Annotated in this window: 14 protein-coding genes and 1 pseudogene; 8 read left to right on the plus strand and 7 right to left on the minus strand. The window is 73.0% G+C overall.

All coding sequences use genetic code 11. The features are described from left to right. Positions 1–52: 52 nt before the first annotated feature. The 3 genes from ACF09J_RS11860 (at position 53) to ACF09J_RS11870 (ending at position 3,038) form a co-directional block, all read left to right on the plus strand. Positions 53–658, plus strand: coding sequence for a class I SAM-dependent methyltransferase (locus tag ACF09J_RS11860; RefSeq protein WP_392305250.1), 606 nt, complete (start codon positions 53–55; stop codon positions 656–658). A gap of 58 nt (positions 659–716) precedes the next feature. After that, the gene (locus ACF09J_RS11865; protein WP_392305416.1) at positions 717–1,733 is read left to right on the plus strand and encodes an FUSC family protein; all 1,017 of its coding nucleotides are present in this window, start codon (positions 717–719) and stop codon (positions 1,731–1,733) included. Positions 1,734–1,871: 138 nt separating this feature from the next. Then, positions 1,872–3,038 carry a permease gene (locus ACF09J_RS11870; protein ID WP_392305251.1) on the plus strand — a complete coding sequence of 389 codons (1,167 nt, stop codon included), beginning with the start codon at positions 1,872–1,874 and terminating at the stop codon, positions 3,036–3,038. A gap of 37 nt (positions 3,039–3,075) precedes the next feature. Here the strand turns inward: ACF09J_RS11870 and ACF09J_RS11875 are convergent, their stop codons facing one another. From ACF09J_RS11875 to ACF09J_RS11885, 3 genes and pseudogenes are all read right to left on the minus strand, one after another. Beyond that, on the minus strand, positions 3,076–3,855 hold the full coding sequence (locus tag ACF09J_RS11875; RefSeq protein WP_392305252.1) for a D-Ala-D-Ala carboxypeptidase family metallohydrolase: 780 nt from the start codon (positions 3,853–3,855) through the stop codon (positions 3,076–3,078). Positions 3,856–3,928: 73 nt separating this feature from the next. After that, entirely contained in the window at positions 3,929–4,312 is a 384-nt protein-coding gene (locus ACF09J_RS11880; RefSeq protein ID WP_392305417.1) for a peptidoglycan-binding protein, read from the minus strand. 39 nt (positions 4,313–4,351) lie between these two features. Beyond that, positions 4,352–5,236, minus strand: a pseudogene (locus ACF09J_RS11885) (lysozyme); the annotation flags it as partial. Between the two features lie 431 nt (positions 5,237–5,667). Between ACF09J_RS11885 and ACF09J_RS11890 the strand changes: the two are divergent. Further along, a complete protein-coding gene (locus tag ACF09J_RS11890; RefSeq protein ID WP_392305253.1) occupies positions 5,668–6,744 on the plus strand; it encodes a ParB-like protein in 1,077 nt (358 codons plus the stop codon). 148 nt (positions 6,745–6,892) lie between these two features. Here the strand turns inward: ACF09J_RS11890 and ACF09J_RS11895 are convergent, their stop codons facing one another. Both ACF09J_RS11895 and ACF09J_RS11900 read right to left on the minus strand, forming a co-directional pair. Next, positions 6,893–8,788, minus strand: a complete 1,896-nt coding sequence (locus ACF09J_RS11895) for a CocE/NonD family hydrolase (protein ID WP_392305254.1) — start codon at positions 8,786–8,788, stop codon at positions 6,893–6,895. A 590-nt stretch (positions 8,789–9,378) separates the two neighbouring features. Then, the gene (locus ACF09J_RS11900; protein ID WP_392305255.1) at positions 9,379–9,573 is read right to left on the minus strand and encodes a DUF2795 domain-containing protein; all 195 of its coding nucleotides are present in this window, start codon (positions 9,571–9,573) and stop codon (positions 9,379–9,381) included. Positions 9,574–10,085: 512 nt separating this feature from the next. On the opposite strand from ACF09J_RS11900, the gene ACF09J_RS11905 reads away from it, so the two are divergent. The 4 genes from ACF09J_RS11905 to ACF09J_RS11920 all read left to right on the plus strand — a co-directional run bounded on the left by ACF09J_RS11905 (position 10,086) and on the right by ACF09J_RS11920 (position 17,339). Continuing rightward, positions 10,086–11,357: an MFS transporter gene (locus ACF09J_RS11905; RefSeq protein ID WP_392305256.1), complete on the plus strand. Its 1,272-nt coding sequence runs from the start codon at positions 10,086–10,088 to the stop codon at positions 11,355–11,357. A 132-nt stretch (positions 11,358–11,489) separates the two neighbouring features. Then, positions 11,490–12,167, plus strand: coding sequence for a GntR family transcriptional regulator (locus tag ACF09J_RS11910; RefSeq protein ID WP_392305257.1), 678 nt, complete (start codon positions 11,490–11,492; stop codon positions 12,165–12,167). 90 nt (positions 12,168–12,257) lie between these two features. After that, complete coding sequence (locus ACF09J_RS11915; RefSeq protein WP_392305258.1) at positions 12,258–13,535, plus strand: MFS transporter; 1,278 nt, start codon at positions 12,258–12,260, stop codon at positions 13,533–13,535. A 1,089-nt stretch (positions 13,536–14,624) separates the two neighbouring features. Further along, complete coding sequence (locus ACF09J_RS11920; protein ID WP_392305259.1) at positions 14,625–17,339, plus strand: ATP-binding protein; 2,715 nt, start codon at positions 14,625–14,627, stop codon at positions 17,337–17,339. 25 nt (positions 17,340–17,364) lie between these two features. Here the strand turns inward: ACF09J_RS11920 and ACF09J_RS11925 are convergent, their stop codons facing one another. Both ACF09J_RS11925 and ACF09J_RS11930 read right to left on the minus strand, forming a co-directional pair. Continuing rightward, positions 17,365–18,006, minus strand: coding sequence for a response regulator (locus ACF09J_RS11925; RefSeq protein WP_392305260.1), 642 nt, complete (start codon positions 18,004–18,006; stop codon positions 17,365–17,367). Next, positions 18,003–19,844, minus strand: coding sequence for a sensor histidine kinase (locus ACF09J_RS11930; RefSeq protein WP_392305261.1), 1,842 nt, complete (start codon positions 19,842–19,844; stop codon positions 18,003–18,005). Before ACF09J_RS11930 ends, ACF09J_RS11925 begins: the two co-directional genes overlap by 4 nt. Between the last annotated feature and the right edge of the window lie 158 nt (positions 19,845–20,002).

Genomic DNA, 20,002 nt, shown 5'->3' on the forward strand with positions numbered 1-20,002 from the left:
CACCCTCGCCACCAGGACCGTCCTGACGTACAGGCGGCCTATAGTGGGCCGTATGAGCCGTTGGCGGGACCTGACCGGGGGGAAGTCCGGGGAGGACTATGCCGCGCGGTTCGCCGCTCTCGCCCGTAGCGGGAAGGACGTCCACGGTGAGGCGCGGTTCTGCGCCGCGCTAGTGCCTGCCGGGGCGCGGGTGCTGGACGCCGGGTGCGGTACCGGGCGGGTCATGATCCGGCTCGCTGAGCTCGGGTACGACTGCGTCGGGGTGGATCTCGACGCGTCGATGCTGGCGGTGGCCCGGAAGCAGGCGCCCGGGCTGCCCTGGGTACAGGCCGATCTGGCCGCGTTCGAGTCGGAGCGGCTCGGTATCGCGGCGGACTTCGATCTCGTCGTCGCCGCGGGCAACATCTTCCCGTTGCTCGCGGCCGGCACCGAGGCCGCGGTGGTCCAGCGACTGGCCGCCGCCCTGCGGCCCGGCGGTCTGCTGGTCGCCGGCTTCGGCCTGGACGAGGCCCACCTGCCCGTGCCGCCCGGCATCACGCTCGCCGAGTACGACGACCACTGCGCCGCGGCCGGCCTCACCCTCGTCGACCGCTTCGCCACCTGGGACGCCGATCCGTACGACGGCGGCGGCTACGCGGTCAGCGTCCACCGCCGGTGACGAGGGCCCGGCGGCTGTCGCAGCCGGGAACACCTGGTGAGCAGGGCGCGGCATCGCGCTGGCCGATGTGACCGGCGTCCAGCACGGCTTCTGGATCACGCTGGGCACCCTGTCGGTGCTGCGTTCCAACGCCCTCAGCACCGGGCAGAACGTTTTTCGCGCCCTCGGCGGCACCCTGGTCGGCTCGATCGTGGGCGCCGGTCTGCTCCAGCTCATCGGACACGACACGGGCGTGCTGTGGATCCTGCTGCCCGTCGCGGTGATGGCGGCGGGCGTCGTCCCGGCCGCGATCTCGTTCGCCGCCGGGCAGGCGGCCTTCACGCTGACCCTGGTCATCCTGTTCGACATCGCCCGGCCGGCGGACCTGTCGGTCGTCCTGTTCCGTATCGAGGACATCGCGCTCGGCTGTGCGGTGAGCCTGGTCGTCGGCCTGCTCTTCTGGCCGCGCGGCGCGTCCGCCGCCCTCGCCAGGGCGTTGGCAGAGGCGTATGTCGACAGCGCGCGCTATGTGCTCGGGGCAGTGGGTTATGCGGTGTCGTGCTGCACTTTCAGGCCCGAGACCATCGAAATCCCGCAGGAGGGCCGCCGAGCGGCGGCCGCGGCGCGCCGACTGGACGACGCCTTCAGGACCTACCTGTCCGAGCGCGGAACGAAGGACGTCCCGTTGTGCGAGACGACGACTCTGGTCAACGGTGTCGTAGGGCTCCGTCTGGCCGCCGACGCGGTCCTGGAGCTGTGGCGGCGGGCCCCGGGCGGCCGGCCGCTCGAGGACCGCGCCGCCGCGCAGAGGGAACTGCTGGTCATGGCGGACCGGATCTTCCGGTGGTACGAGGGTCTGGCCGGGGGGCTGGAGAGCGAAGGGCCGGTGCCGGAGCCGCTGGACTCCGACCGCGAGCACAACGCCCGGCTGGTCGAGGCGGTCCGCCGGGACCTGCGGGATGCGGACGGGCGGGCGACAGGGACCGGCGTCCGCATCATCTGGACCGACGACCATCTGGAAGCAGTGCGGCGGCTTCAACCGCTCATCGTGGCGGCAGCCGATCACGCCGACGCGCGCGAGGCCGTGACTGGATGAGTTTGACTCCGCAGGTGCTCACGCCTTGGACACTGCCTATTCCGCGTTCTCGCCGGGTACTGGGACTTGAGGAGGGCCGGACCCGCGACGGGCGTGTCCCTGGTTCGTCCGCCACGCCCTGCGGGCCAGGCTGCACAGATGCACGCCGTACTGCACGCACTGTCCATCACCGGGTCCATGACCTGGGAGATCACCTGGGCCCTGATCCTGGGCTTCGCCCTGTCCGCGGTCGTCCAGGCCGTGGTCCGCAAGTCCACCGTCGTCGCACTGCTCGGCGACGACCGCCCCCGCACCCTCGCCGTCGCAGCCGGGCTGGGGGTGGCGTCCTCGTCCTGCTCCTACGCCGCCGTGGCACTGGCCCGCTCCCTCTTCCGCAAGGGCGCCGACTTCACCGCGGCGATGGCCTTCGAGATCGCCTCCACCAACCTCGTCGTCGAGCTCGGCGTCATCCTCGCGCTGCTGATGGGCTGGCAGTTCACCGCCGCCGAGTTCGTCGGCGGCCCCGTCATGATCGTCCTGCTGGCCGTCCTCTTCCGGCTGTTCCTGCGCGAGAGGCTGCTGCGCCGGGCCCGTGAGCAGGCGGAACGCGGACTGGCCGGGTCGATGGAGGGTCACGCGGCGATGGACATGTCCGTACGGCGCGAGGGGTCCTTCGTCCGGCGTCTGGTCTCCGGCGAGGGCTGGACCGCCGTCAGCCACGTCTTCGTCATGGAGTGGGCGGCGATCCTGCGCGACCTGGTCGTCGGTCTGCTCATCGCCGGTGCCGTCGCCGCCTGGGTCCCGGACTCGTTCTGGCGCGCCTTCTTCTTCGACGGCCACCCGCTCGCCGCCAAGCTGTGGGGCCCCGTCATCGGCCCGCTGGTGGCGATCGCCTCGTTCGTGTGCTCGATCGGCAACGTGCCGCTGGCGGTGGTGCTGTGGAAGGGCGGCATCAGCTTCGGCGGCGTGGTGGCGTTCATCTTCGCCGACCTGCTGATCCTGCCGATCCTCAACATCTACCGGAAGTACTACGGCGCCCGGACGGCGGCCTTCCTGCTGGGCACCTTCTACCTCGCGATGGTCGTCGCCGGCTATGTGGTCGAATTCGTCTTCGGCGGCCTCGGCCTGATCCCCGACCAGGCCCGCGCGAGGCTCCCCGCGGAAGGCGTCAGCTGGAACTACACCACCTGGCTCAACATCGTCTTCCTCCTTCTCGCCGCGCTGCTTCTGCTCCGGTTCCGGCGCACCGGCGGGCCGGCCATGCTGCGGATGATGGGCGGCTCCCCGGACACCGGCCACGACCGGACGGGCCCGTCCGTGCCATGACGGCGCGGACGGGCCCGGTGCGGTGGGTGCGGGCGGGTCACGCCACGCCGCTCTCCCACCACCAGGAGCCGGAGCCGTACGAGGGGTACTGGACGCGGCTGTCGCAGTGCTGCCACGAGTTCGTGTACGCCTCCAGGCCCGAGAAGCCGCAGGTCTCGGCGATCCGGTAGGTCTGCAGCGTGCTGTGGCCCGAGACCACGATGTCGGCGGCGACGCCGTACAGGTGCATGCTGTTGGACGCGCCGCCCGAGGCCGCGTTGTGCGCGATGCTGCGGAAGCCGGAGTTGATCGTGATCGGGCTGTTGCCCGCCTTCTTGCGCACCGCCTCCAGCTTGTACATCAGCCGGCGGACGTTCTCCTTGACGGTCGCGGCCGCGACCTTGCCGTTGTTGAAGCCGGCGCCGTCCTTGGAGTAGAACTCGCTGAAGTTGAAGTGGGCGGTCGAACCGTCGCTCGCCTCAAGGCTGTTGAGGGCGCTCTGGGTCTGCGGGCCCACGACGCCGTCCGCACCGAGGCCGAAGGCGGACTGGAAGCGCTGGACGGCTGCGGCCGTGGCCGGGCCGAAGGCGCCGTCCCAGGCGACGTACGTCTGGGAGGCGCTGCCCGCGGCCCAGCCGCCGACGCGGATCTGGAGTTCCACCACGTCGGCGCCGGAGGCGCCCTGCTGGAGGGTGCGGCTCCAGCCGTAGGCCGAGGCCGAGCCCGCCGTGGCGACGCCGGTGACCGCGGCCACGCCGAGCGCGGCCGTCACGCCCGCCGCGCTCCGGAACAGGGTACGGCGGTCGATGCTTCGCTGCGGCCGTGATGCCGGGTTCATGGAAGTCTCCTCCCTTGGTGACTACAGGTGATTGCAGGTGACTCGGTGACTGCTGGTGACGACGCGCCGGAGGTCAGGCGACCAGGGCCTGCCAGGTGTTGGCACCGACGATGCCGTCCACGGCGAGGCCGTGCGAGGACTGGAACGAACGCACCGCGGTGTCGGTCGCCGGCCCGAACGCGCCGTCGACCGTCAACGAAGCGCCATGAGCCTTGAGCTGGCTCTGCACCGCCTGGACCGCGGCCCCCGAGGAACCCTGCTGCACGGTGACGATGAGGGCCTGCCAGGTGGCGGGTCCGACGACGCCGTCCACGGAGAGGCCGTGCGAGGACTGGAACGAACGCACCGCGGAGTCGGTCCCGGCCCCGAACGCGCCGTCCACCGCCAGCGCGGAGCCGTGCGCGTTGAGCAGGTACTGGACGGACTTGACCCGCTCACCGGAGGCCCCCTGCTTCACCGTGGGCCAACTGGCCGTCGGCGGAGGGTTGTAGCCGCCGCCCTTGGCGAAGGCCTGGAGGTCGGCGAGGGTGCCGTTGAAGGTGTCCTGGTCACCGGGGAAGGTTCCGGAGTCGGCGTACTGCCAGATCGTCTGGGCCGACCAGCCGGCGGGCAGCGTGCCCGGGCTGGAGGAGTAACGGGCGATCCACAGCGGGTTGGTGGCCCCGAAGCTGCTGTTGTTGCCGGTGCAGGTGGTCCACCAGTCGGTGGTGGTGTAGATCGTCGGGTAGCGCCCCACCTTGGCGCGCACCTGGTTGCTGAAGTCCCGGATCCAGGTGACCATCGCGCTCTGGCTCAGCCCGTAGCAGGTGGCCCCGTACGGGTTGTACTCGATGTCCAGGGCGGGCGGCAGCGTCTTTCCGTCGGCGGACCAGCCGCCGCCGTGGCTCACGAACCAGTCCGCCTGCACGGCGCCGCTGGAGTTGCCGGGCAGCGCGAAGTGGTAGGCGCCGCGGATCAGTCCGACGTTGGACGCGCCGGTGTACTGCTGGGAGAAGTAGGGGCTCGTGTACGTGGTGCCTTCGGTGGCCTTGACGTAGGCGAAGGCGGCGCCCTTGTTCTTGACGGACGTCCAGTCGACGTTGCCCTGGTGACCGCTGACGTCGAGTCCGGCGGGACCCGTGCTGACGGCGAGCGGGGCTGCCAGCGATCCCGCGCCCAGGCGCTGGAGCCCTGATCCGGCGTGGTCCTGCTCCGGGTGCGTCATCCGCACCGGGGTCCCGGAGGAGGTCCCCGGGTCGCCGGCGGCCGTCGCCGAGGCGGTGCCCGGCAGGACCAGCAGGGTCAGGGCGGCGGCCAGCAGCCCGGCCGCACGGGCGAACGTCCGGCGGCCGCCGGTGGGGGTGGTGCCTGGTCTGAACCGCGAGGGGGTGGCGGAAGGCATGGTGCTCCCAGAGGTGTGGAGGGACACTGCGATGCGCTTGTGCCGGGGTGGCCGTGGGTCGCGGCCATCGACGGTCGGGAATGGGGCGTCGGAGCTGTGGGCGGCGGTAGGGCGTGCGCCGGTCGCGGTGGGGGTCAGCAGGGGCCGGGCACGCCGTCAACTCCTCGGCGTGCGGGTTGGGTTGACGCGCGTAAACGTAAGGGATGTATTGACATGCTCGCAACATCTTCGTGGTTGCGAAAAATTGAATCAGGTACGGCGGATCGTGAGCGGCGCGCGCGGAAACCGGGCAGGAAGTGCCGTACGGAAGCCGGTTGGCGGTGAATTGTTCACCTGCGGCTCGACCGCGGGTCACCGGGACGATCCGGTGCATTGGGCGATCGGCCACACGCTGACCGTCGACATTCCCCTTACCGCAAGGAGCAGGTGTGATGCGCTTCGGATCCCCGTCCCGCCGGGCCTCGGTCCTCGGAGTGGCCCTCGCCGTCACCGGGGCAGGCGTTGCCGCACTGGCGCCGGCCGCCGCGGCCGCACCCGGTGCTCCCGGCACCCGTCCGTCGTTCTGCGGCCACGACAACCGGAGCACGCCGTTCTCGCGGTACCTCTGCGCCCGGCCCGGCGACCTGCTCGACGTCCGCATCGGCGACGTGCACCCGACCCAGCCCTCGCTCGGCTACGACGAGGTGTACTACAAGCTCGGCCGCTACACCCTCGGCAAGGACGCGGTCAACAAGAAGTTCGACGACTGGTGCGAGGCCGACGGCCGGTCGGCCGCCGCAACCGTCCAGTCCGGCGCACGACTTGACGACCCGTCGTCGTTCACGTGCGAACTCCCGGTCGGCGCGGAGACGGCGGACGGCGTCGCCGCCATGAAGACCGTCGTCATCGGCCCCGGCGGCGAACCGTTCCTCACCGACGGGCACCACACGCTCACCTCCTTCTACGAGGCCCCCGACGGCGGGCCCGACCTGCACGTCCGGCTGCGGGTGCAGGCCAACCTGAGCAACCTGCCCCGCCAGGCCTTCTGGGACGAGATGAAGGCGCACAAATGGGTGTACCTGCGCGACCCCGAGGGCCGCCAGGTCACGGTGAACAAGCTGCCCACCGGCGTGGGCCTGGCCAACTTCACCGACGACAGGTACCGCAGCCTGCTCTACTTCGGCCGCGACATCGGATACGCGCAGAACGGGCTCCCGTTCCAGGAGTTCTACTGGGGCAGCTGGGTCCGCGACGCCAGGCCGGTCGACCTGGCCGGCTGGAACCCGGACGACCTCGACACCTACCTTGCCACCGTCAGGTCCCTGACCGAGACGATGACGGCGCTGCCCAAGGACGCCCTCGTCGACAGCGGCTTCACCGCGGCCGAACTCGGCGCGCTGGACCGGTGGAACGACGGCAGCGCGGCCACCAAGGGCGAGTTCGGCAAGCTGAGCAAGCCGTACTCCGACACCAAGCCCGGCAAGCTCGCCTACACGCTGGAGTACAAGCGGCTGCACGGCCTGGGCTGACGCGCGGCGGTGGCGGGTGGGCGGGTGGCGGTGTGCGGTGGCGGCGCCCCGCCGCGGCCCCCGCGTGATCCGTGTACGCCCGTGCCGATACGCCGACGAGGGCCCCGACCTCGGCGGTCGGGACCCTCGTCAGGTGTTGCCGCTCGGCTCAGAGGTGGTTGCCGGGGGTCACCGTGAACGACGCGGGACCGGCGGGCAGGTTCACCGTGTACTGGCGCAGGTAGGTGTCCAGGAACGGGGAACGGGCACCGGGGGTGGCGGTGTCGCGGGCCGGGTCGTCCAGGGCCAGCCTGAGCTGCGCACCCTTGACGTCGATCGTCTGGCCGGACGGCGTGGCACGCCACGAGCCGGTCTGGATGGAGCCGATCTCCACGGCCAGGACGTGACCCGCGGCCAGCGTCCAGTCGGTCGCCTTCAGATCGACGCTCATCCGGCCCGAACGCAGCACGGAGACCTGCTCGTCGAACATGACGGCCTTGCCGTTCGGGGCGACGTCGTACAGCTTGAGCATGACGTTGCCCTCACCCTTGGCGGTCAGGGAGAGCTGCGGAGTGCCGGTGAGGCGCACCGACTGTCCGACCGGCTTGGACCACACGAAGAAGCTCGACGTGACCTTGCCGTCCTTCTGCTGCTTCGCAAGACCCCGGGCAAGGCCCTGCGGCGCGGCCGGCTCGGTGGCGGGAGCGTTCTCCATGTCCCACTGGCCGCCGGACGGCTTGCCGAGTGTCTGCGGGACCGCCTCGCCGGAGGCGGCCAGGGCCGCGCGGCCCGAGGCGCCGCCGTCGTCCAGGTACGAGCCGTTGCCGAGCGGGAGCGTGACGGACCGCTTCACGACCGGCCAGGTGTTCTGGGCGCGCCAGGCGCCGGTGGAGTCCTCGACGACGTAGGCCGGGTACTTGACCTTCGGCTTGATGCCCTTGAGGTACTCGTCGTAGTAGGAGAGGGTCTCGTCGTACCAGCCCTCCCGGCCCATGGACAGACGCCCGTCGCTGGTGCGGTCGCCGCCGCGGACGTGTTCCCACTGGCCGAGCCAACCGCGCTCGGGGCCCACGTGGTTGTCGAGGTACTCCTGCATCTCCTCGGGCTTGGTGTTGTTCTCGATGAAGCCCTGGGTGACGAACAGCGGGGTCTTGGTGCCCTTGGCCATCTTCGCCAGGTCACGGTCCCGCCAGTGCTTGTCCCACTGGTCGGCGATCTTGTACCCGGCCGAGTTCTGGGTGAGGCACTCCGGGTGCGTCTTCTCCCACTGGGCGTTGGCCAGGTAGTGCGCGTCGTCGTCCGCCATCTGGGGAAGCGTGGCGATGGAGTTGTAGGCGTTGGCGGTGCCGGTGACGTTCGGGCGGGGCACCCCGTTGGAGTAGATGTACTGGTACATGTCCCACACCGGCTCCTGGGCGACGACGGCCTTGAGGGCCTTCTGGCTCAGGTTGTTGCCGATCAGGCCCGTGACGGCGTCGTACGACTTGCCGTACATGCCGACCGCGCCCGTGCTCCACGACTGCTTCGCCGCCCAGTCGATCGCCGCCTTGACGTCGGCCTGTTCGCCGGGGCCGCCCCAGTCCAGGCACCCGGTGGAGCCGCCGAAGCCGCGCAGGTCCACCATGACGAAGGCGTAACCCTTGGCGAACAGGTCGGTGCCCTCGATGAAGTCCTGGAAGCGGGACGAGGGGCCGGTGTGCTTCCAGCCCTCGGGGTCGGTCTGCCCGGAGTGCCCGAAGTAGGGGCCGACCGACAGGATGACGGGCACCTTCTTGCCCGGGGCCAGTCCCTCGGGCAGCAGGACGTCGGCGTGCAGCTCGGTGCCGGAGCCGTCCGAGGACGGGAAGTAGTGCTGCGTCCAGAGGGAGCCCTTCGGGACGCGGTCGTTCTCCTCATGGGTGACGGGGTCGGTCGCGGTGGCGACCGCCCCCGTCCGGGTCTGTTCCGCGGCCGGCTGGGCCGCGGCGCCGGGCGCCGCGGTGGCGGGGCCGGCGAGCGTGGCGGTCAGCGCGAAGGTGGTGACGAGTGCCGAGGCGGCCGTGACGGCCGTGCGACGTCTGTTCACTTGCTGCTCCCGGAGTGTCAGGTACGGGGCGGTGCAGGTGGTGCGGTCGAGCACGGCCCCTGACCCTCCGTCAGGGCGACAAGGGGTGGTCGCACCCATGCGGAAAGCGGGATGCGGGCGCGGGTCGAGGCCGTCGGCGTCGGACTCTATGATCATCATTGAAACGAGTCAACGGGTCGGCGGCTTCTGTGTGTTGCGGATACGGCGCGGTCCCGTTCGGCGGCCTGTGGGGTGCCGGGGCGCTGGGCGTCAGATAGAGATGGATTCCGCCGCAATCATGTGCATGTCAGTCAAAGGGTGGCATGACGGCGAGTCGATCCTGCTGCCCGGCGCTCACCGTTCGCCGGGACGGGTGGCCTAGTGCCGCGGCAGGTGACGTTTGCCCGTCAAGGAGCGGCGTCCGGTGCGTGCTCTCGGTGCGCCGGCCGGAAGTCCTCGTACTGGATGTACTTGGGTTTTCGGCCGGTGCGGCGAGAGTGCGTGCCGGGCGTCGCGACGGGGCAAGCGTTGCCTGCCGCGGCACTAGAAGGGCGCCGGACGCACGACGCGGCGGCCGGGCAGATGCTCGGCCGCCGCGCTCCGGACGTCGGTCACTCGTTCTCGAAGACGGCCTTGCTCACCTCGGCCGGGTTCTCGAACTTCTTCCTCCCGAGATGCGAGATGCGTTCCGTGATGTCCTTGGACGCGTGGTTGTCCCGGGCGACCTTCTCGAGTTGCTTGGTGTCGGCCGGATACTCCGCGCCGGACAGCGCTTTCTGCAGATCCGTGGGGCTGATACTCGCCATGGCTCCTCCAAGGCCATGAGACGGTCTGTCTCCGGTTGGGGCGCTTCGGAGAGCGCCGCACCCCGAGTACCCGCATGGCGGGGCCAAGACGCCGTCCCCGGCCGCAGCCGGCCCCGCGGCCGTCCACAGGTGCTGTGAGCAAGGGCACAGGAGCGACAAGTCCCCCCGGGCGGGGCCGTGTTGTCCTTCCCGGTCGGCCGGGAGCGAGCTGCGCCACAGCAGCCGGGAAACGCGTCTGCAACGATGGTCCGCGCCGCACCACGGCCCGCCCGGGACTCCCCGGGGGCTACCCGTGGGTACGGCAGTCCGCCAGAGCCGACGGAGCGACCGCGCAGCGCAGCACGGTGTTCCCGTGCTCCCGCCGATTCCCCGCGCGAGTCCCGCGGGGCTCGTCCCCGAGTAGCACTGTGCCTTCTTCTCCCGCCGTTTCCGTGCCCCCTCCTGCCGTGCCCGCCGCCGGTCCGCCGGCGACCGCGTCCACCTCGCCGTGGCGGTCCCTGAGATACCGCAGCATGCGGTGGTGGTCCGTGGCGAACTTCGTCTCGAACGCCGGTACGTGGATGCAGCTCACGGTGCAGAACCTGCTGGTCCTCAAGATCACCGGGTCCGCCGCGGCCACGGGCCTGTCGATCTCGGTCCAGGCCGCGCCCGCGCTGCTCGTGAGCCTCGCGGGCGGCGCCGCCGTGGACCGCCTGCCGCGCAAGCTGACCGCCGCCGTCAGCCAGGCGCTGCTCGGCTGTGTCGCATTCGTGACGGCCGTCCTCGTCGCGTTCGGGCACCTGAACCTGCCCGTCCTGATGGTGCTGGCCGCCGTCACCGGCCTCATCGCCACGGTCGACGCTCCCGCCTGCGCCCTGCTCGGCAATGACCTCGTGTCCACGGAGGACGTGCCGTCCGCCATCGGAGTGGGCTCGCTCGTCCACAGCGCGGGCCGGCTGGCGGGGACCGCGCTCGCCGGTGTGACGGTCGCCTTCCTCGGCACCGCTGCCGCCTACGGCGCCAATGCCCTGTCCTTCCTCTTCGTCGCCTCGGTCATCCCGTTCCTGCGGCCGGTCAGGAACGCCACCCGGCGGGTGGCGGGCAGCTCGGGACCCGGCCGCCCGGTCCGGCGGGCCCGCCCGGCCGGGGGCCAGGACATGACCGTCCGGCAGGGCGTGGCCTACTTCCTGCGCCGCCCCCGGCTGGTCGCGCTCGCCGGCGTGACCGGCGTCAGCGCGGTGTTCGGCCGGAACTACGGCCTCACCCTGGCCGTGCTGGTCACCGGCCCGCTGGCCGGCGGCGCCGGAGCGTTCGGCACGGTCTCCACCGTGCTGGCCGTCGGCGGGATCCTCGGCGCGGTCCTCGGGGCCAGGCTGCGCCGCCCCTCGGTCCGGATCGTCGGCACCCTGGCCGCCGCGGGCGGTCTGCTCCAGGCCGTGGCGGCGCTCTCGCCCTCGCTGGCCGTGCTGCTTGTCCTGGTCCTGCCCATGGCCGTGGTGGAGTCCGTCTCCGACACCGCAGGAACGACCGTCCTGCAGACCGATCCGCCCGCCCACCTGCGGGGACGCGTGCTCGGAGTGTGGAGCACGATCAGTACCGCCTGGGGTCTCGGCGGCCCGCCCGCCCTGGGGCTCCTCATGCAGTTCGCCGGGGCGCGCGGAGCCCTCGTCTCCGGTGGCCTGATCATCGCCGGTTCGGTCGGGGCCGGCATGGCGCTCCGTCGCCGCCGTGGCGCCGCGCCGCTGGTCCTGCGCACGGAGGGGCGCGGCGTGGCCGGACAGCCGGAGCTGAGCACGGCCGCGTAAGGCCACGAGGACGACGCCAGGACGACACCGTGACGGCCTCCGGGGTGCTTTCACCCCGGAGGCCGTCGGCGTCTGTGCTGCGGCCGGACGTCATGGATCCAAGCTTGTATCTATGCCTGCTATGGTTGAGATATGCCCGCCACCCCTCCCACTGCCCGCACCGCTTCCTCCACCGCCCGGGTTCCGGCCGCGGAGCGTGCGTACGACCTGACCAAGGAGCTCATCATCGGCGGGCGGCTCCCCGGCGGGAGTCTGATCAGCGAGGGCGAGATCGCCGAGCGCGCGTCACTCAGCCGCACCCCCGTCCGCGAGGCCTTCCTCCGCCTCCAGGCAGAGGGACTGCTGCAGCTCTTCCCCAAGCGCGGAGCCGTGGTGGTACCGGTCGGACCGGGCGAGGCCGAGGACGTCCTGGAACTGCGCGAGGCGCTGGAAAGCAGCGCGGTACGCCGTATCGCCCGCCGCGCCGAGCCGCTCACCGACCTGGTGCGCCGGCTGTCCGGCCTGATCGACGTCCAGCGGGAGCACGCCGGCCGGGCCGACGTCGCGGCCTTCGCGGAGGCGGACGAGGCGTTCCACCACGCCGTCGTGGCGGCCTCCGGCAACGACCTCGCCGAACGCTTCTACGAGACGCTGCGCGACCGCCAGCGGCGCATGGCCGTGCAGCTCCTGCAGCCGCAGCCCGGGCGCCTCGCCCCGCTGATCGGCGAGCACGTCCGGCTCGTGGAGCGGATCGCCGACCGCGACGCCGCCGGGTTCGCCGACACCCTGCGGGCCCACCTGGACGCCCACCGCGGCGCGACCGGCCGCTGACCCCGCCGGGGTCGGCCCCCAGCGCCATCCCACCGGAACCTCGGGCGGGACCAGCACATTGAGCCAAGCCGAGCAAGGAGCAGCACCGCCATGAGTACCACCCGGTGGCCGACCGGCCGTCCCGCCGTACCGTCCGGCAGGGGCAGGCCGTGGCTCCCGGCGGCGGCTGCCATGTTCTGCTCCGGCTGGGGCGGCAACCAGTTCACCCCGCTGCTGCTGATGTACCGCCGCCTCGGTGGCTACTCCGCGGTCACCGTCGACGCCTTTCTCGCCGCCTACGTCCTCGGGCTCGTGCCCGGGCTGCTGGTGGGCGGGGCCGCCTCGGACCGCCACGGCCGCCGTCCCCTGATGACCGTCGCGACCGCGGCGTCGCTCGCGGCCAGCGCCGTCCTGTGCGGGGGAGCGGCCGGACAGATCCCCGTCTACGTGGGCCGCTTCCTCAGCGGCCTGGCCGTCGGCATCGCGATGGCGGTCGGCACGAGCTGGGTCAAGGAGCTCTCCCAGGCGCCGCACGACCCGGCGGCCGACGCCGGCGCGGGGGCGCGGCGCGCCTCCCTCTCGCTGACCCTCGGCTTCGGCCTCGGCGCCGGGGTGGCCGGCGCGCTGGCCCAGTGGGGCCCCTGGCCGATGATCACCCCGTACCTGGTGCACGTCCTGGTCACCGTGCCCACCCTGTTCCTGCTGGCCCGCGCCGTGGAGACGCGGTCGCGGGCCACCGCCGTCCGCAGCCTGTGGGCCGACCTCAAGGTCCCCGCCGCCGGACACCGCCGCTTCCTGCGCGTGGTGCTTCCGATGGCCCCGTGGGTGTTCGGCTCGGCCGCCGTCGCCTACGCGGTCACCCCCCAACTGGTCGGCGACCGGATCGGGAACTGGGCCCTTGCCTACGCCACCCTGCTGACCGTCTGCACCCTCGGCACCGGGGCGCTGGTCCAGCCCTTCGCCAAGCGCCTGGACTCGCTCGACTCGGCACGGGGCATCATCGTCTCGATGATCCTCATGGCCTGCGGCATGGCCGTCTGCGCGGGGGACGCGGCCGTGCGCTCGCCCTGGCTCGGCCTCGGCGGAGCCGTCCTGCTGGGGGCCGCCTACGGCATCGGGGTCGTCTCGGGCCTGCTGGAGATCCAGCGGATCGTCACGCCCGACGACATGGCCGGCATCACCGGCGTCTACTACGCCCTGTGCTACTCGGGCTTCCTGCTGCCCGCCATCCTGGCGGCTCTGTCCGCGCTGGCGTCCTACACCGTGATGCTCGCCGTCCTCACGGTCCTCGCCCTGACCAGCCTCACCGTAATCACCACAGCCTCGCGCCGCCCCGCCGCGGCCGTGATCCCCGCCGAGCCCCGGCGGGCCGAGACCCCGGTGGGCTGACCCGGGCGGCGGCGCTCCCACCGGTGTGCTGCCAGGGGTGACCGCACTCGCACCGGCCCTGCCGAGCCCCGGCCCGCTGACATGGGCGGCGGCCCTCCCACCGGTCCGTTGACTTGGGTGACCGCGCTCCGGCCGACCCCCGCCCGAGCGACCCACCGCCGCCTTCGCCACGGCGGGTCTCGCCGAGCCTTGGGGGCCGGGACCCCGCGGCTGCGCCGAGACCCCGGCCCGCCGGCATGGGCGACCGTGGTCCCACCGGCCCTACCCGGGCGGGCCACCGCCGCGTTCGGACCGGGACCGGCCCCGCCGAGCCCCGGCCCACAGAGCCCCCGGTCGGCTGGACGGAGCCCCGGCCCGCTGACATGGGCGGCGGCGTCCCTGCCGGTTCGTTGACGCCGGTGATCGCGCTCCTGTTGGCCCGTGCCGAGCGGGCGGGCCACCGCCGTCTTCGCCGAGGCCGGCCCCGCCGAGCCCCGGCGGGCCGAGACTCCGTTCCGCGGAGCCGAGCCCCCGGTCCGTTGACGCATGCAGCAGCACTCCCACCGGTGCGCTGACAGTGACGGTGCTCCCACCGGCCCCCGCCCGAGCCGCCCACTGCGCCTTCGCCGCGGCCGGGACCGGCCCCGCCGAGCCCCGGCCCGCAGAACCCCCGGTCGGCTGACCCGAGCCCCGGCCCGCTGACACGGACGACCGCTCTCCCGCCGACCACCTCGTCGGGCCGCACCTCGGCGCACGGGTACCGGCGCGTTCAGCGGGAAGCCGGCGCGCGCCCGCTCGCACCAGGATCTCGCCGGCGAGACGCCGACCGCCTTGGCCGGGCAGGTGGCCGCCCCCGCCGGGACGTGCGGAGATGGTGGTCCCGTCCGGGACACCCGGCCGCCCCGGCCCAGCGCCCCGGGCTGTTTTCGGACGCCCCGGGACTCGTAACGGGGCGTCAAGTATCAGCGTGAGTACCCTTTCACCGCCGCCCGCAACCAATTCGCATGCAACTGTGCAGTCCGCGTGTGTGTTTCGCTAGGCTTCCCGGCATACCGGCAGATCAGGGGTAACGGAGTGTCGGAACGGCAGCGCACCGAGAGGACCACCATCGTGGATGGACGCGATCGGCTGGGGAAGCCCCTGTACGAGCGCGAGAACGAGGTGACAGCCGCCGGGAAAGCGGTGGACGCGATCTGTGCGAGCGGGGGGAACGGCGAAGGCCGGCGGGGCGGGCTGCTGTTCTTCAGCGCCGCCGCCGGACTGGGCAAGACGACCGTACTGGCCGAGATCCGCCGCATGGCCGCCGCCCGAGGCTGCACCGTGCTGTCCGCCCGGGGCAGCGAGCAGGAGCACACCGTACCCTTCCACGTCGTACGCCAGTTGCTCCAGCCGGTCCTCGCGGCCTGCTCCGAGTCCGAGCGCCGCGAGATCTTCGGCGGGTGGTACGAGATCGCCGGACCGGCCGTCGGCCTGTTCGCCCAGAAGACCGATATCGCGGGCCCGGACCCGCAGGGCGTCCGGGACGGCCTGGACTGGGTCGTCACCCAGGTGGCCGTGCGCCGCGCACCGCTCGTGATCGTCCTCGACGACGCCCACTGGGGCGACCTGGAGTCGCTCGCCTGGCTCGCCGCCTTCGCGGTGAGGGCGCGGGAACTCCCCGTGCTGGTGGTCATCGGCTACCGCCCGGACGAAGTGCCCGCCGAGGCGCGGACGTTCCGCGAACTGGTCGACGGCCGCGGCGCACGCCCGATCCCGCTGCACGCCCTCAGCCCGGAGGCGGTGGCCGAACTGGTGCGGGGCTCGCTCGGGGCGGAGGCCGACGACGCCTTCTGCCGCGAGTGCTGGGTGGTCACCGGCGGCAACCCGTACGAGGCCGTCGAGTTGATCGCCAGGGTCCAGGACCGTGGCCTCGCCCCGGACGCGGAGTCGGCCTCCCTGCTGGGCGAACTCGCCGCGAGCGCACGGGGCACCGGTCTGATCAAGCGCCTGGAGAGGCTCGGCCACGCCGCCGTCCGGCTCGCCTGGGCCGCCGCGGTGCTCGGCACCGAGATCTCCGCGGAACTGGCCGCGACCGTGGCCGGACTGCCCCCGGCCGAGGCCCAGGCCGCCGTGGACCGGCTGCGTGTCGCCCGCATCCTCACCGGCACCCGCACCCTCGAGTTCATCCACCCGCTCATCGCCACCGCCGTGTACCAGGCCATCCCGCCCACCACGCGCACCGCGCTGCACGGTCAGGCCGCCTGGGCGGTCGCCGACGCCGGCCTGGGCATCACCGCCGCCGCCCGGCACCTGCTCGAGACGCACCCCGAGGGCGACCCGAACACCGTCCGGCAACTGCGTGCCGCCGCCCGCGAGAACCTCCGTCTGGGCGCGCCCGACGCCGCCCGGCGCTGTCTGGAGCGCGCGCTGCGCGAACCTCCCGCGCCCGAGGACCGCGCGGGCGTGCTGCACGAACTCGGCTGCTCCGCCCTGCTCACCGCCCCCGCGACCACGGTCAACCACCTCACCGCCGCCCTGGAACAGCCCTTTCTGGATCCCGAGTTGAGGGAGAACGCCACCTTCCGGCTGGCCCAGGTGTTCGCGCACAACGACGAACTGGCCAAGGCGGCCGCCGTCGCGGGCGCCGAGGTGGCCCGGTCGGCGTCCCCGCGGGCACGGCTGCGCATGCAGGTCGCGCACTACCTGTGGCTGGTCTTCGACGCGCACGAGGAGCAGGCCTCCGACCGCTCCCGCCGGCTCGCACGGCTCGTCGAGCAACTGCCCGGCGAGGCCATCGAGGAGCGGGCCCTGCTGTGCATCCGCACCTGGGACGCCATGCTGCGCGGGGAGCCGGCCGCGGACACGCTGGACATCGCCCGGCGCGCCATGGGCCTCAGCTACACCGACCCCGACTGGGGCTTCGAACTGCCGAGCGTGGCCGCCCTCAGCTACATGTACGCCGACGAGTGCGACCGCGCCGAGGAACTGTTCAGTTCGGCCATCGCCGAGTGCGAGCAGGTCGGCTGGAGCGGCGCCCACCTCTCCTTCGGCTTCACCCTCCTCGGCCTGGTGTGGTTCCGGCGCGGGATGCTCGTCAAGGCGGAGGAGTGCGCGCGTGAGGGCGTGCGCCTGGCCGAGCGGGTGGGCGACCGGGTGCCCGCCCGGTGGTACGCCGTGGGGCTGCTGGTCGACGTCCTGCTGTCCCGGGGCCGCGTGGAGGAGGCACTGCGGGTCGCCAGGACGTACGACTTCGCGCCCCCGTACCTGAACGCGGTGGTCTTTCCGGACTCCCAGACGGTCTACGGGCGGCTGCTTCTCGCCCGTGGCCTCCGCAAGGAGGCCGAGGCCCAGCTCACCGCCGCCGGAGCGCGGTTGGAGGCCAAGGACATCGTCAACCCGACCTGGTGCCCCTGGGCGGGACACCTCGCCCTCGCCGTCGCCGAGGAGGACCCCGCGCGTGCCCGCGCCCTCACGGCGAAGATGCTGCGGCGGGCCGAGCGCTACGGCACGCCCACCGCCATCGGCGAGGCGCTCGGCTTCAGCGCGGCGGTGGCCGAGGACGGGCAGGCGCTGCCCCTGCGGGAGCGAGCGGTGGAGATACTGCGCCGATCGCCCAGCCGGCACGCCTACGCCGAGGCCCTGATCGACCTCGGCGCGGAGCTCTGTCGCGGCGGCGCCACGGACCGGGCGAACGAACTCCTGCACGAAGGCGTCGAGTTGGCCGAGGAGTGCGGTGCCGACCGGCTCGCCGACCGGGGCCGCGCCGAGCTGGCGGGAGCGAGACTGCGGCTCAACGGCACCCGCCCGTTGGCGCGGCGCGGAGCGGGCGCCGCGGAACAGAGCTGAACCGGACCGGAGGAGAGGGGAGTTCTCAGCGCGGGCGGCCCAGACCGGCGTCGCGTGCCCGGACGATGGCCTGGCTCCGCCGGGTGAGGTGCAGTTTGGCGAGGATCGCCGAGACGTTGTTCGCCACCGTCTTGCCGGACAGGTGCAGGCGCCGCCCGATCTCGGCGTTGGACAGACCGGCGGCGAGATGGTCGAGGATCTCCCGCTCGCGTACGGTCAGTTCGGGGAACGGGCTGTCCTGCGGCGGCGGCGACACGAACCACGTACGCAGCCGCCCCGCCAGTGCCGCGCCGAAGATCGGCTGCCCCGCCGCGGCGGCGTGGATGGCGGCGACGATGTCCGCTCCCTCGGCCCCCTTGACGAGATAGCCGAGCGCACCGGCCCGGACGGCGGCGAAGACCGTCGCGTCGTCCTCGAACATCGTCAGGACGAGCACGGCCGCGTCCGGCACCCGGGTCCGGATCTGCCGGGTGGCCTCGATGCCGTGCATTCCCGGCAGTTGCAGGTCCATCACGACGACGTCGGGCAGCAGCTCGACGGCCCTGCGGACGGCTTCGAGGCCGTCCCCGGCCTCACCGGCCACCTCGATGCCGCCGGCGGTGTCGAGGACCGCGCGCATCCCCTGGCGCACCAGGGGATGGTCGTCGGCGAGCAGCACACGGATCATGGTGTCTCCGGGAGCGGGAACCAGGCGGTGACGGCGCCGCCGCCGGGACCGGGGCCGGCCTGACAGCGTCCGCCCAGTTCCGCGGCGCGTTCGCGCATCGCGGTCACGCCGACGCCGGGCAGCCACGGACCGCCGGACCCACCGTCGTCGCCCACCCGCAGCACCAACTCGCGCGCGCAGACGTCCAGGCGTACGCGGCACCGCCGTCCGTCGCTGTGGCGCACCGCGTTCGTGATCGCCTCGACGGCGGTGCGGTAGACGGCCACCTCCACCGCCGCGGGCAGGTCGGGCAGTTCGCCCGCCTCGACGGTGACCCGCAGCGGCGAGCCCGCCGTGAGCCGGTCGGCCTGCGAGCGCAGCGCCCCGGCCAGCCCGAGGTCGTCGAGGCTGGGCGGGCGCAGCCCGTGCACCACCTTGCGCAGGTCCGCCAGCGCCTGGGCGGCGGCCTCGCGGGCCTCGGCGACGTGGGTGTCGGCCGCCGACGGGTCGGTCTCCAGCCGTGCGCGGGCCGCGTCCAGGGTGAGGCCGATGGCGGTGAGCACGGGACCCAGGCCGTCGTGCAGTTCGCGGCGCAGCCGGCGCCGCTCCTCCTCCCGCGCGGCCACCAGGCGCTGCTGCGACCGCAGCAGCTCGGCGGTGAGGGTCCGGGTGTGCAGGGCCAGACCGAGCTGACCGGAGATGTCGCGGAGCAGGCCGCGGTCGCGGTCGTCGAAGCCCTCCTCGCCCCGCCGCGCCGACGCCACCAGGAAGCCCTCGACCTGGCCCTCGTACAGCAGCGGCCGGCGTTCCAGCGGCTCGACCGGTGTGCCGCAGGACGCGACGTGGGTTCCGTCGGCGCGTTCGACCGCCACGTACGGCAGCCGCAGCGCGGACGCCACCGCGTGGGCGAACGAGCCGAGCGCGTCGCCGCCGGGGACGGCGTTGAGCCGCTGCCCGAGGTCCCGCAGCGTCCGGTACGGATCCTGACGGCCGCCGTAGAAGAGGCGGTCCACCAGGTGTTGCGTGCGGTCGCGCAGCGGCACGAAGGACAGTGCCACGGCCGCGGCGGCGACCGGGGCCGCGACCTGCCGGGAGACCACGCGGGTGGCCAGCCCCGTCAGCACGGCGAACCCGACGACCAGGGCGGCGGTGATCGCGCCGTAGACCAGGGAGCGGCGCAGGACCGTGTCGATGGACCACAGCCGGTGGCGCAGCACCGGAACGGCCAGGGTCAGGACGAACACGACCGCGTCCACGCTGCCCGTGAGCGACGGCAGTCGCTCGGTGACGGCGAGCGGAAACAGCGCCAGCGCCACGACCACGCCGACCGCCCGCCACTTGAGCTGCTGGCGGGCGACACCCTCGGCGCGGGCGAACCGGACCACGACACCGATGCCCGCGATCAGGCCGAGCAGCACGACCACAGGCGCCAGGAGAGTCGCCGCGTCGGCGATCCGGCCGACCGCGCTCCCGCCGGTGAGCGGGTGGGACAGCCCGGTCACCCCGCCCCCGACGTCCCGCAGGGTCGTGCCGCCGAGCAGCCCGCCCACCATCACCAGCGCGGTGCAGACGACGATCACCTTCTCGAGGACCGCGCTCCACCGCCCGGCCGGTCGCCCCGAAGGGAACCGGAGGTTGACCAGACCCTGCACGGCGACCGGCGCGAAGGCGAGGGTCCCGGCGGTCAGCCCCCAGCGCGCCGGTGCGCCGCGGTCGCCGTCCACGACGGCCGCGTACGCCGGCGGCAGGACCAGCACCCGCACGACGACCAGCACGGCCGCCCCGGCGAGCAGCCACCCGAACGGCAGGTCCGGACGGCGGTCGACGAGCAGGGCCCCCGCCACGCCGTAGGCGATCATCGTGACCAGTGGCTCAACCCAGGCCGGGGACCCACCGGAGTCCGGCATCGGACGCCCCGTGGACCCCCACCACAGCAGGAAGCCCGCCCCGACGAGGACGGCCGCCAGTGCCGCGGCGGCCCATCGGCTGCCGTCCCGGGTCCGGTGTGCGCGTGGAG

This window comes from Streptomyces sp. NPDC014889 (assembly GCF_043081205.1).
Lineage (GTDB): Bacteria > Actinomycetota > Actinomycetes > Streptomycetales > Streptomycetaceae > Streptomyces.